Origin of the sequence: Capnocytophaga sputigena (genome assembly GCF_900446695.1) — a bacterium.
Classification (GTDB): Bacteria; Bacteroidota; Bacteroidia; order Flavobacteriales; family Flavobacteriaceae; genus Capnocytophaga; species Capnocytophaga sputigena.
This window is the reverse complement of sequence record NZ_UAVP01000003.1, coordinates 834,004-847,500: the sequence shown is the minus strand read 5'-3', so window position 1 is coordinate 847,500 and position 13,497 is coordinate 834,004. Positions and strand designations below refer to the sequence as shown.

General features: G+C 39.4%; 10 protein-coding genes and 1 rRNA gene. 2 read left to right on the top strand and 9 right to left on the bottom strand.

From position 1 onward, the window contains the following. The first annotated feature begins 59 nt into the window (after window positions 1-59). Window positions 60-169 (top strand): 5S ribosomal RNA (rrf, locus tag DR017_RS03835). Window positions 170-250: 81 nt separating this feature from the next. Here rrf and DR017_RS03830 read toward each other — a convergent pair. The 5 genes from DR017_RS03830 to DR017_RS03810 form a co-directional block, all read right to left on the bottom strand. Continuing rightward, window positions 251-676 (bottom strand): septal ring lytic transglycosylase RlpA family protein, encoded by a 426-nt coding sequence (locus tag DR017_RS03830; RefSeq protein ID WP_040362038.1) that lies wholly within the window; start codon window positions 674-676, stop codon window positions 251-253. An 81-nt stretch (window positions 677-757) separates the two neighbouring features. Continuing rightward, on the bottom strand, window positions 758-2,164 hold the full coding sequence (locus DR017_RS03825; RefSeq protein WP_002682320.1) for a PorP/SprF family type IX secretion system membrane protein: 1,407 nt from the start codon (window positions 2,162-2,164) through the stop codon (window positions 758-760). Window positions 2,165-2,173: 9 nt separating this feature from the next. Continuing rightward, on the bottom strand, window positions 2,174-5,458 hold the full coding sequence (locus tag DR017_RS03820) for an Ig-like domain-containing protein (protein WP_002682317.1): 3,285 nt from the start codon (window positions 5,456-5,458) through the stop codon (window positions 2,174-2,176). Window positions 5,459-5,691: 233 nt separating this feature from the next. Continuing rightward, a complete protein-coding gene (locus DR017_RS14035; protein ID WP_002682318.1) occupies window positions 5,692-5,898 on the bottom strand; it encodes a hypothetical protein in 207 nt (68 codons plus the stop codon). Between the two features lie 150 nt (window positions 5,899-6,048). Further along, window positions 6,049-7,269 carry a hypothetical protein gene (locus tag DR017_RS03810; RefSeq protein WP_002682362.1) on the bottom strand — a complete coding sequence of 407 codons (1,221 nt, stop codon included), beginning with the start codon at window positions 7,267-7,269 and terminating at the stop codon, window positions 6,049-6,051. A 341-nt stretch (window positions 7,270-7,610) separates the two neighbouring features. Between DR017_RS03810 and DR017_RS03805 the strand changes: the two genes are divergently transcribed. Next, the gene (locus DR017_RS03805) at window positions 7,611-9,911 is read left to right on the top strand and encodes an inorganic phosphate transporter (RefSeq protein WP_040362045.1); all 2,301 of its coding nucleotides are present in this window, start codon (window positions 7,611-7,613) and stop codon (window positions 9,909-9,911) included. Window positions 9,912-10,029: 118 nt separating this feature from the next. Here DR017_RS03805 and DR017_RS03800 read toward each other — a convergent pair whose 3' ends face one another. From DR017_RS03800 to DR017_RS03785, 4 genes are all read right to left on the bottom strand, one after another. Beyond that, complete coding sequence (locus DR017_RS03800) at window positions 10,030-10,662, bottom strand: DUF417 family protein (protein WP_040362027.1); 633 nt, start codon at window positions 10,660-10,662, stop codon at window positions 10,030-10,032. Window positions 10,663-10,806: 144 nt separating this feature from the next. After that, window positions 10,807-11,631: a helix-turn-helix domain-containing protein gene (locus DR017_RS03795; RefSeq protein WP_002682248.1), complete on the bottom strand. Its 825-nt coding sequence runs from the start codon at window positions 11,629-11,631 to the stop codon at window positions 10,807-10,809. Between the two features lie 22 nt (window positions 11,632-11,653). Continuing rightward, a complete protein-coding gene (locus DR017_RS03790) occupies window positions 11,654-12,844 on the bottom strand; it encodes a phosphoglycerate kinase (protein ID WP_002682254.1) in 1,191 nt (396 codons plus the stop codon). Between the two features lie 72 nt (window positions 12,845-12,916). After that, window positions 12,917-13,414 carry a c-type cytochrome gene (locus DR017_RS03785; protein WP_002682255.1) on the bottom strand — a complete coding sequence of 166 codons (498 nt, stop codon included), beginning with the start codon at window positions 13,412-13,414 and terminating at the stop codon, window positions 12,917-12,919. Window positions 13,415-13,497 lie beyond the last annotated feature (83 nt).

The following is a 13,497-nucleotide window of genomic DNA, read 5'->3' as shown; positions in this document are numbered from 1 at the left end:
TTATAGGCATCAGGGATTCCCCTGAAACCTAATCCCTAACCCCTAACACCTAAAAAGTTTAAGGTGGTTATAGTCAAAGGTCTCACCTCTTACCATTCCGAACAGAGCAGTTAAACCTTTTAGCGCAGATGGTACTACGGTCACGTGGGAGAGTATGTCGCCGCCTTCTTATAAAGAGCAATTCTGATAAAGAATTGCTCTTTTTTTATTGCTTATTCTATAATGCAAAAAAAATAAGGAGTAAAACTCCTTATTCTACAATTTCTATATTTACTTGTAGCAAACCTTTACTCTTGTTATCGGTGATTTCCATAAAGGCACGCTTGGTAAGATCAAGTTCACGACCTTTAGTAAAGGGACCTCTATCGGTGACGGTTACTACTACCGATTTTCCATTTATGGGATTGGTAACCTTTAGTTGGGTTCCAAAAGGTAACGAAGGGTGCGCCGTGGTGAGCTTGCTATTGCTAAATACAGCCCCACTAGCGGTCTTTCTCCCGTTAAACTTATCGTGATAATAGGTTGCAGTAACATCCGTTTTATAAACGCCTGTTTTTACATTAGCTGTCTTAGGGGCAGCTTTTTTTGTATGCGCACGGGTAGTACGCTGGTTATTCATAGTAGCACAGGACTGTAAAGCCAAAAGTGCTATTAAACAAAGAGTAAGTTTTTTCATATTGTCTTCTTTTTTTAAAATAAAAGACTGTTCAAAAAGAGTTGTAGTTGCATTTTGAACAGTCTTTATAATTATAATTGTTTATAGTTTTCCTACTTTTAATATCCACGCTTTAGAGTTTTTAAACTCTGGAATGCGGAGCAAGTTGATAAGCCTATCTCCTGCTTCTGCTCGTGTATCATAAGGTTTATCTATATAGATGTAGGTAAAGTTGTTGTTAGGGTGTAGGAAGCTAGCTACATCAAGGTCTAATTTTTGTTTGATTTCTTTAGTGATTCTGTAAGCTCCCCCTGGGCTGTTGTATACCCCAACAATCACATAGTATCCTGGAGGAATATTACCAATATCATCTTCAACTACTTTGATACGTCTGCTCAAGTCATCCATAGGGGTTTTAGGTTTAGGAGGAGCTGGAGGAGGTGTAGGAGTTTGTGTAACTGTAACAGTAGGTGTTACTACCTTAGGTTCAGGTGGTTTTACTACTGGAGGGTCTTTTTTAGGAGGATCTTTTACTACTGGTGGTTTTTTGATATGGTGTTTACCACCGAATTGATAAGATACTACCACATCGTAACTACCACCTTGTTCGGCTACATAGTTGGCAATGCTTTGTTCATAACCAAAGCCAATGCTAAAATGGTTGCTTACATTGAAGCCTATTCCTCCAAAAACACCATATTTTTGGTCGTAACCAGCATACGCCCAGCCCATATTTACATCAAGCATTAGGTTTCCGCCAAATTGGAAGTTATCTTTTGTTCTTTTACCCTTTGCCATTATGCTGAAAAATCCGTCTTCTAAAAAGTCGCTTGTACTCTGTAATTCTTTGCGGTACATCACGTGAGCGGTGAGTGATTTTTCGTTGAAAGGCACAGCCATTTCACCTGCTGAGAAAGAATAGTCTAAAAGGTTTTCGGCAGTAAGCCCTACGTGCCAATAGCCAAAGTTCATATCAACCCCTGGTTGGAGGTTGATGATACTAGTTGCTTTAGCATTCTCAACAAGAGGGTCTTGTACGTTTGAACGCACTTTGTTTTTGTCGATACTGCTACGGGCAAACACTACGTTCAAACCTAAACGCAAATAGTTATCTCTTGAGATTTCTACTTGGTGCACGTAGTTTCCTAAAATGCCTACATTTGAGAAGAAACTCGCATTGCGCTTGAATATCATTCCGTGAGCCATATTATTCCCGTCGTAGTAATCTTTTTTTCTACCTGCATCACCGCCCCATTTTTTACCATACGAAAGTCCAAAGGTATTGAATTTATCATCTTTGAAGCCCATCCATTGGTTGCGATGGAAGAAGGTGATTTGTGATTCGTTTTTGCTAAATATAGGAAATGCAGGGTGCATCAGGTAGGTGTTGTATTTCACGGCTGTATGTCCGGGCATTTCATAAGGCAAGTAATTACCATCGCCTTGTGCCCAACTCCAAAAGGCACCAAGCACAAACGCTATGATGAGTATATGTATTCTAATTTTCATTGTTCGTTCTTATTTTAGTATGGTAATTGTTCCTTTCAAATCAACACTTTTTCTCTCTCCATTTTCAGTGTATTCACCTTTTATAGTATAAATATAGATGAGAGCGCGTTTGCCAAGATCTTTGAAAGCACTAGAATTTGATGAAGGCCACTGATTTTTATAATTAGTGCCTGAATATTCTTCTTTACCTTCAACTGTATAAATGGTTACTTTCACATTCGGGCTAGTGTATTTAGCTGGGATTTCCCAAGTGTCGTTGAAATGGTCGCCATTAGGGGTTACAATATTCGGTACTACATCTACTTTGTAGATATCCAACTCAAAACTTATAGCGTTTTCGCCAATAGCAGGGCACGATATTTCTTTTAGCGTGTAGCTACCTGCCATATCATCGGAGGTGATATCAAGTGATGTGCCATATTTTTCAGTGCCATCGTCTTTCACCCATACAAAGTTACCTCCAGCTATTTCTATTTCATCGTCAGTATTTGTCTTTTTAAGTACAACAATGTGTTCACCTACTTGAGCACTTATTTTAATTCTAGGCGATTGGTATTGTTTTATTTTAGTAACAGCACTATTGTTGTCGCTTCCTTTAAAGCCAAGTTCAAAGAGCCCTAAGCGGTAGTTTTCTACTTTTATATGAGCGCGTTTAGGGCAACCACCATTGTTGATTTCTAAATAGTATTCGCCAATGGCATCTACTTTTGCGGTAGGGGCTTCACTGCCCAACGCTGTGTCGTTCGTATAGTTAGCACTGGTTACTTTGTACCATTTGTACGAAAAGCTATCGGCGAGGGTAGCATTGGGGTCAAAACTATCGGCGGAAACTGTGAGAGTTACCGAACCTCCTTGGCAAAGGTAAACAGTTCCTTTGGCGCCATCGGATGATGAAATTTGGAAATCGGGGATAGGAGTAAAGGCAATAGCGCGTTCGGTTGAAGTTTTGATAATACTTGTATTATAAGTAACTTTTACGCTATATTTAGCCGACTCGGAGTTGCCAGCGCGCAATACTACTAATTGGTGGCGAGTTTCGCCTAAGATATCGTTACCATCTTTCGACCATTGGAAGTTGAAATAACGATAGTCGGCACGTTTCACTTCCACTTCTTGTCCGCTACTGCTGAGTTTTACTTTTATTTTTTGTACCTCAAGGGTAGTTTGTGAGCGAGTTTCGCAATCAGTAGACGAGATAGCAAGTGTACCGACTTTCACTTCTGTGATATCGGCGATAGTTTCGAAATACACAGGGTCGAGGGTTTTTACAGTACCACAATTGCCGTTATCGGTGAGTTTTACGGTATAGATATCTACCGATGTAGGAGCCGATGAAATGGTGAGTTGGGTACCTGTTTCGCCAGGGATTACAGCGCCATTTTTGCTCCACTCGATAGTAGGTGAAGTCATATTGTGTGATACTTGTAACACGTTTGTTTTGCCGTGGTAGTAAATTTCACGGGTGTTGATATCTTCTGCCCAACGCGCTGTGATAGTGGTTTTCTTTACAACTACCGAGTTAGAAGTTGCAGGACAGCCACCAGAGCTTGAGCCTACTGTAGCGTAGTATACGCCAGAACCCTCGGCAGCATATTCGGTTTTACCTACACCTTCTGCTACTTTCACATTGTCCTTAAACCAAGTATAGTTAGCTGAAGGAGAAGCTCCTGTAGTAACAGTGAGGGTTACAACGCCATCGCAGAACTCCAATGAGTTGTTGCCGTTGTTAATTTTTAGCGCATCACTATCTTGCAAACGGATGTCTAATTCGTTAGAATCGGGGATAGTAAAGCCAGTAGCCGTTACTTTGAGTTTGTATTTACCATTTTCTGTGGCACTACTTAAAGACAATTCGCTTTGGGTTTTCCCTGCTAAATCTTGATAAGTACCAGAGAGATTGGCTTGCCATTGAAAGGAGAAAGTGCTATAATCGGAAGGATCTACGGTGAGTTCAGAGCCTCCTGCTACAGCAACAATTTTATCGATTGCTAAAGTAACAGCATTCGTAGTACAAGGTTGGAAAGCGGTTTTAGTTTTGATAGTAACTTTAAAGCTATCAGGAGCTTTAAGGGTTATTTCGTTGGTAGTAATAGTAGCGGCACAGCCAGCAGTTTGTGTAACTTCAGCTTTATAGGTACCAGCAGCATTGGCAGTATAGGTAGCGCCTGTTTGCCCTGTGATTTCTACCCCATCCTTAAACCATTTGTATTGCGGACTTTGGGCGGTGGTGCTCACTGTGAAAACGCGAGTTTTACCAGGCATCAACACCGTGCCACCATCGGAGCTTATAGAGGCAGTGATATTGTCTTTTCGTTTGATAGTAACGCGGTTAGATTGCACATCGCAACTGCCACCGCTCCCCACTTGCACATAGTAGTTACCAGCCAGGTTTTGTCCAGCGGGAACTGTATAGGTATTCACGCCATCAGTTTCAGCTATTTTGGTATTATCGCGATACCAAATGAACTTAGCAGAGGGATTGGCAGGAGTAGCAGTAAGGGTAAAAGGCTCACTTTCGCATACTTCGGTAGCAGAAGAAGAAAGGTTAACCGACTGGCTGCCAGAGACTCTTACTTCTATATTTTGAGAATAAGACTTATTATCACAAATTCCAGAAAATTCTATACCAGCATAATATTCTCCTGCTTCGGAGACTGTGAAAGTAGGACCTGCATTTCTTTGGATTGGAATGCGATTAGCCCCATTTTTTTTACCCCATACATAACGATAGTTACCCACTGGCTCACCATTAGGAAGACTTACCACTTTTAATTCTTGAGTGTGTCCAGGACACAGAGTTACATATTGAGGAGATACAGATATAGATGTGATAATTGGCATCCAAGCTATTTCAAACTTTTGACTATTAGCACGATTTTCTTTATTTACAGTAATTATTTCAGAAGCAGGATTGGTGCTTCGCACTCGAATTTTGAAGTTTGAACCATTGAGATTAGTAGGTAAAGAAAAATCAAGTGAGGTGTCATTTATATTACTGCTCTCATAGGCAGAGATATTAGGTCTAGTATTTATTACTTTTAAGACTGTAGGACTGTTGAAGTCTCCATTAGCATCGGATAATTCTATATAGAACTTGTTGTCTGGATTAGGATAGGGAGGACTCCAATAGAAATGTACTCTCCATTTACCATTGTTATTAGGAGCAACACAAGCATCTCCAAATTGCCGTCTTGCAGAGAGTAATCTACCTTGTGTTTGAGCATACAACTCCTGTGCTCCAGAGAAGAGAAAGAGCAGCAAGGCAAGGTATTTAAAAAAACTTTTTACTTTCATTTCATCTAAAAATTTAAAAAAACATTGCTATAAGAAAAGTGCCTACAAAGCACCATAAATCGCACAAAAGTACAAAAAAGAAAAATACTATACAAGTGTGAGTGTGAAAAAATTTTAGCAAGCTATGCGGTGACAGTTGTTTTTACAAGTAATAATATTTTGTTTTACAAAAAGTTGTGAGTGGGAATGGTGTGAAAATATTACTTTTGCTAAAGAGAATATTTAACATTTGTTTAAGAGGTGCGATCCGCACGGGGAGAGGTGGGAGCGGTGGGAATGATGGGAATGATGGGAGTGGTGAGAGTGGTGAGAGTGGTGAGAATGGTGAGAATGGTGAGAGTGGTGAGAGCGGTGAGAGTGGTGGGAGTGGTGAGAGTGGTGGGAGTGGTGAGAGTGGTGGAAGTGGTGGGAAAATCTTCGAGAATCTTGGGAAATCTCAAAAAATCTCAGAAGTGCAAGTTACAAACTTGTGCAGTAGTGGGGGGATGAATAATAGTAAATGCTCATAGAGTTTTGAACTAAATACAAAAAACTTTGGCAAAGTTGAGGATTTGCCAAAGTTTTTTTAGATTTATTAATAGGTGTACTATTTAAAAATTCAAGAAGATAGTTTCTTGTGCTTCTGGAGTGTTAAAAATATCTTTTAGCATAGCCATATACTCATTGTATGACTCATCATTAGGAAATAATAGAAAAGCCTTTAACCCTCCCATTTCATAAAAGGCAATAGCTTTATGTTCAGGTATAGGTTTAATGATTAAATGTAGCAAATCAATATAATTACTAATTCTTGAACCTCCTATCTGAATGCTTAAAAAATGATCTCCTGGGCCACGGTGAAAAAGATTAAAAGGTTCCATCGCATAGTCTCCGTTATCAATATAATGATATTTGTAATAGATTTCAAAACGATACTTTCCTTCAAAAGCGTTTTTATATTGATGATTCAAAGACTCCATAGTTTTTCCTGTATTGTAGTAACTAAAAGGAAGAGCAATTGATGATTTTGCTACTTTTTTTCTAACTTTTTCGTTATCAATGGTTTTAGGAATAAATGAAGGAAGGGCTGAATCTCCTCCTACCCAAGATAATTTGAAAGCATTACCACAATAAATAAGAGGTAGAGGCTTTACAGGTAAGTCATAAAAATGATATTTTTCATAATCATCAACATAAATACTTCTAAGCATATTCACATATTCTTTATAAGCCTCTTTAGTAGCAAATTTATAAAATTTTAATGCCTTGAGTCTAAACTCACCTCCTTTAAGAATATCTAAAGCATCCCCATCAGACTCATAAAATACAACAATATTTTCCTTTTCATCTAACCCAAAAACACTATTTGGGTTAAGAGGAGGGAGTGGAGGATTGGAATAAAAATTAATAGGCTTAATTTTATAAGGTATTTGTGTTATTTCTTTTTTATGTTCATTGTTTGCAAAAGGGACTCCACCATCAGAGTGAGTAAATTCAAAACCATCACTATTTACAATGTTATATTTCTCAAAAAAAGCATTTAACACTTTATTGTCCAGCTCTAATAGATTAGGGTCATTAATGATAGGACCAACTCCCCTATCAACATCGTAGTAAAAGGAGTAGTTTGCAGGGATAAATTCAGTAATATTGAATTTCTTAAAGTCTTTAGGAAAACCTAATATTATTTGGTTAGGTTTGATAGTAGCTGTAGGGGTTTTAGTGCCACCATTATTACCATTGTCATTATTGCAATTACAATTTTCTTTATCTTTGCTACAACTTGCAAGAGTGAGGGCAATAATTGCCAAAATAGTTAAAAATTTTTTCATTGTTTCTTTTTTTTTAGTTATTGGGCAAAAGTACAAAAAAGAAAAATACTATACAAGTGTGAGTGTGAAAAAAATTTAGCAAGCTATGCGGTGACAGTTGTTTTTGTGAGTAATAATATTTTGTTTTACAAAAAGTTGTGAGAATAAATGGTGTGAAAATATTACTTTTATCAAAGAGAATATTTAACATTTGTTTAAGATTGAGAGACCTGAAGTGAGTAGGTGTAGAGAAAGAGAAAATGGGTGTTACTAATTTTCTGATTTTTAAATTTTCTAATCAGCAAATTAGCAAATTAGCAAATTATATAGTACCTTTGTGCCCTCAAACCAGTATAAGTGTTATGGAACAGGTTTACATTTTTATGCTGTTCGTGTTCTTAGTGCTCGCTATCATAGACTTAGTAGTGGGGGTAAGCAACGACGCAGCGAACTTTCTCAACTCGGCTGTTGGCTCAAAAGTGGCAACTATTCGCACGATTATGATAGTTGCGAGCGTGGGGGTAGCCATCGGTGCTGTTTTCTCGAGTGGAATGATGGAAATTGCCCGCAAAGGGATTTTTAACCCCCAACTCTTCTATTTTGATGAGGTAATGATCATCTTTATGTCGGTTATTCTTGCCGATATTCTTCTTTTCGACCTCTTCAACTCTATAGGGTTGCCTACTTCTACTACTGTATCTATAGTTTTCGAGCTTTTGGGGGCTGCAATGTGTGTAGCGACTATCAAAACCTTTACAAGTGGCCAACCATTGCTCACCGCTTTCGACTACATCAATACATCCGAGGCTCGCAAGATTATTATGGGTATTTTTACCTCGGTAGCTATTGCCTTTACAGTGGGTACCATTGTGCAATACTTAGCCCGATTGGTGTTCAGTTTTAAATATCAAAACAATGTAAAATATGTAGGAGGGGTATTTGGCGGCTTGTCGCTCACAGGTCTTTCCTACTTTATTATTTTTAAAGGACTCAAAGACGTTGCTTTCATTCCTAAAGAAGCCATTGCGTGGATAGATGCTAATATCATTCTTCTGCTCATTGGCTGTTTTATTTTCTTTTCGGTGCTCTCACAAGTACTTATCCGTATGAAAGTGAATATCTTTAGCGTGATTATCCTCAGTGGTACTTTTGCTTTGGCGATGGCTTTTGCGGGTAACGACTTGGTGAACTTTATCGGGGTGCCGGTAGCCGCTTATCAGTCGTATGATATATGGCATAACTCGGGGGCAGCACACAATGGTTTGCTAATGGGGGCTTTAGCCGACGGGGAAATCACTACCCCTACTTTCTTGCTATTGCTCACAGGCTTTGTGATGATTCTCACCCTTTGGTTTTCTAAAAAAGCACGCCACGTGATTGATACAGGGGTGAACCTCTCACGCCAAAGTGAGGGCGGTGAAGAGAAATTCTCGTCTAACTTCTTGTCGCGTTTTTTGGTGCGTATTACCGTGATTTGCGCCAATGCAGTGGAGTTTGTAATGCCTAAATCGCTCAGTAGGAAAATAGACAGTCGTTTTGAAAAACCAGAACCCGACCCCAATGTAAAAGAAGAAGATCTCCCCGCTTTCGACCTTGTGCGCGCTGCTATCAACCTTGTGGTATCGAGTAGTTTGATTGCAGTTGGTACTTCATTCAAATTGCCGCTCTCTACCACTTATGTAACCTTTATGGTGGCGATGGGTTCCTCGCTTGCCGATAGGGCTTGGGGTCGCGACAGTGCTGTGTACCGCGTGGCAGGGGTGCTAAACGTAATCGGCGGTTGGTTCTTAACGGCTATCGTGGCTTTTATTGGGGCTTTTATAGTTTCAGGAATATTGTACTATGGCAGTGTGATTGGACTTATCGTGATGATTATGGTAGTAGGCTTTGTACTTATTCGCAATGCTGTGATTTACCGCAATAAACAGAAAGCTAAAGCGCAAGGCAAACGCTTTGAACGCGCTGACTTGGCGACCATTGGCGGGGTAATCAAAGAAAGTTCTAACTACGTATCCGAAACGATTTTCCGCATCGATGAGCTTTATAGCAAGGTGGTGAAGAACCTCGGTACACAAGACCTCGCTAAACTTACCAAAAACAAGAAAAACGCTAAAAAGTTAGAAAAAGAACTCGACGAGTTGAAAGGTAATGTGTATTACTTTATCAAATCGCTGAATGAGAGTTCGGTAGCGTCAAGTAAGTTCTATATACTCATTTTGGATTGCTTGCAGGATATGGCGCAGTGTCTCACCGCTATTACCCTCAACAGCTACGAGCACGTGAACAACAATCACAAGAACCTTAAGTTCAACCAGCTGAGGGATTTGAAATACATTTCGGACAAGATGGAAGAGGTGTTTAAGGCAGAAGCTGAAATATTTAAAGGCTCAGACTATAACAAGTTGCATATCATTTTTGAAGATTGCAAAGTGTTGAAAAACGAAGTATCAAAAATGGTACAAAAACAAATCGACCGTATTCGCACTACTGAAACCAGTCATAAAACCACGAAGCTATACTTTAGTATCTTGCTAGAAACCAATGCGCTTATCCGTGCTAACAACAACTTGCTAATGCAGTTTGACGAGTACCAAAAACAGCAAAATAAGAAGAAGAAAATAAACCTTATCAATCTTCAACAAGAGGTAAGAGATAAGAGATAAGAGGAAAATCAGTATACTTTGCCAAAGTCCTTGGACTTTGCCAAAGTGTATGTAATATCATAAAAAAAATAGGCAACTAAGAAATTTCTTAGTTGCCTATTTTTTTATTACTAATATCTTATTTCTTAGCTACTAAAATTCTTCTTGCAGCTTCGGAAGCAGCGATTAAACCACCTGCTGACATTATAATATCTTTCAATACCAAACGTCCAGCTCCTGATAAGTAAGGGAAACCGTAAGCTGGAGTAGGCATATCACCACCTAAATTAGGTACATACACTTCTGGTGTAGTGATGAGGAAAGAAAGGGTAACGATGCTCATTCCGAAGGTAAGCAATCCTCCTACTACCCCAATTTTAGGTGACCAAATACCCAAAAGGGTAAGTAACCCTATCAAGCATATAAAAGCACCTAAACCATAAGAGAAAATATAAGTGTTGTTCTCTTTATGCCACTCGATATTGGCTTTCACCATTTTACCTTCGGGGTTTTTGTGCAATTTGTATTGAGCTACTTCTTTACCTTTGTTAGCTTCACCTGTAACACCGTTCTCATCAATGGCGGTTTTACCTGAATTAGCATAGAAAAAACTCATAAACGGACTGTTAGTCACGAAAGGTACAATGCCATCGGCTTCGTACTGACATACTTTTAAGCCACCTATCCACGCCATTACGATGAAGATAGCAACTCTAATAAAATTCACGAAACTACGTTCGCTTCCTGCTAAAAATGATAATAATTTCTGCATACTGTTAAAATTGTTTTTGTTAAATAAAATCCCCATATATTTTTACAGATTTTTCCCTTGGGGGATAGGGTGTTCTTTCAGGGCGCAAAATTACGGCTTTTTTGGCAAATGCAAATGGATAAAAAAGGTGATTACATAGACATTTTAGTCTGCTTCATTGGCAACTATAGAAATACCTACACTTTCGCGGAAGTGTTTAGGTGAGAGTCCTACATTTTTTTTGAAGAATCTACTGAAATAGAACTCATCTTCAAAATTCAAATCGAAGGCTATTTCTTTGATAGACTTATGAGTGAGGTGCAGTTGCTTTTTGGCTTCTAACACCAATCGCTCTTGGAGGAGTTTGGTAGGTGTTTTCCCGATGAGTTTTTTCAGCTTCTTGCTAAAAGCATCAGGGGTGAGGGAGAGTGCCTCGGCATAGAAAGAGAGGTTGCGCTCACTAAGGAAGTGTTTTTCTAAAAGCTCTTGGAAGTCGGTTGCGAGAGTGTGTTCGGTTTGAGGAGGAGCATTGGTGAGTAAGAGGCTTTTTTCCTTGCTGGAAAGCGCCAAAATAAGCTGAAGATAAGACCGCAGTACGGCTTCTGAAAAAGGATTGTTCTCTATAAGTTCAGCAGTTATATTTCTAAATAGATTTTTAACTTCTACAAAAGTAGCTTCTGCCACACTGATATGAGGTTGCAAAAACAGGGCATTGAAGAGGAAACCATTGCAAGCAACTTCTTTTTTGTGGTATTCTATACAATAGAAATCACCGTGAAATTGCAAAAGTTCGGCAGTTGTAATGCTTGCTTCTTGCCACTGAAAGTGCTGAAAAGGAGAGAGGAAAAGCAAGGTGTAACCCTTATAAGTATACGGGGTAGCATCTACTGTAAAGACTCCTGAGCCTTCAAACATAAATATACAATAATTCTCCACACTTGTGGGTGTGGAGAATTGTTGCAAATTGATATGTTCAACAAATAAGGTCATTTTTCACCTAATTGTTTATCATCTATTCATTGATAGCAGCGATACCAGGAAGTACTAATCCTTCGAGGCTTTCGAGCATAGCACCACCACCGGTAGAAACATAACTCACTTTGTTTTCAAAGCCAAATTGTTTAACCGCTGCTACTGAGTCGCCACCACCTACGAGAGAGAAAGCACCTTTTTTAGTAGCTTCGGCAACATAATCACCTACGGCAATAGTACCTTTAGCGAAGTTAGGCATTTCAAACACTCCTACAGGGCCATTCCACAAAATAGTTTTAGAAGCGAGCAATACTGATTTGATATTTTCGAGTGTTTTAGGACCTGCATCAAGACCTTCCCAACCATCAGGGACAGCATTTACAGGTACTACTTGGGTTTTAGCGTTGTTGTCGAAAGCATCAGCCGCTACTACATCGATAGGCAAGTGAACTTCTACACCTTTAGCTTTTGCTTTAGCGAGGATATCGAGAGCGAGGTCGAGTTTATCATCCTCACAGATAGAATTACCTACTTTACCGCCTTGTGCTTTAGCAAAGGTATAAGCCATACCACCACCGATGATAAGGTGGTTTACTTTGTCTAAAATATTTTCGATGATAGTGATTTTAGAAGAAACTTTAGAACCACCAAGGATAGCAGTTACAGGTTTTTCACCGGTTCTCATCACTTTGTCGATGCTTTCAATTTCTTTAGCGAGAAGGTAACCAAAGCATTTATTGTTAGGGAAGAATTTTGCTACAATAGTAGTAGAAGCGTGGGCGCGGTGAGCAGTACCGAAAGCGTCGTTCACGTAGATATCGCCCAATTTAGCCAATTGTTTAGAGAAGTTTTCGTCACCTTTTTCTTCTTCATTGTGGTAGCGCAAGTTTTCGAGGAGTACTACACTACCAGCAGGAGCTGCTGCTACAGCTTTTTCGGCTACTTCGCCTACACAATCATCTACGAAGATCACTTTTTTACCTAATACTTTTTCTACTTCGCTAACGATATGACGGAGAGAATATTTGTCGTTGCGTTCACCTTTTGGGCGACCCAAGTGGCTCATAAGCACTGCAGTACCGCCATCTTTAAGGATTTTCTCGATAGTAGGTTTAGCAGCCTCAATACGAGTGTTATCGGTTACTTTAAAGTTTTCGTCTAATGGCACATTGAAGTCCACACGAATAAGGGCTTTCTTGCCCGCAAAGTTAAAATTGTCTATGGTTTTCATATATTGTATATATAAATAATATTTTCAAGCTACAAAGGTACGGATTAATTAGCAAATTAGCAAATTTAGCATTTACTTTATCGTTCTTAAATACTCAAGCACTTCACGGGCTTGTTGCTGGGTGAGGTTTTGGTTGAGCATTAGGCTTTGGTACTCTTCTACTAATTTTTTAGCGATAGGGTCTTGTTTTTCCATCGCATCGGGGTAGAGTATCATATTCATCAGCCACTCAGGGGTGCGGCGTTCCATTACGCCAATCATTGCGGGACCTATCAGGCGCTTTTTAGGGCGGTGGCAGGCAATACAAAGATTGTTGAAAGTTTCTTCACCTTTGGCAGCCATTGCTGCATCAGGGGTATCGGCTAAAGGCGGGTTAAGTGTAATAGGTTTTACCCCTTTTTGGTTTTGCCAATCGGGAAAATCGGGTTCAGGGGTGGCTGTAGTGGTTGCCTGAGGGGTAGTAGTTTCGGGGGTGGTGGTATCGTTGCTGTTGTTGTTATTGTTGTTGGTGCCGCCACCACAAGCGGTTAAAATCGCCATAGAGGCAAGTGTTAAAAAGTGTTTTTTCATAGAAAATTTAAATGTATTTTTTTTATGAGGGCGTTTGCAAAACGCCCTTACATAGCACACTCTAAAAGTGATTGATTATCAGA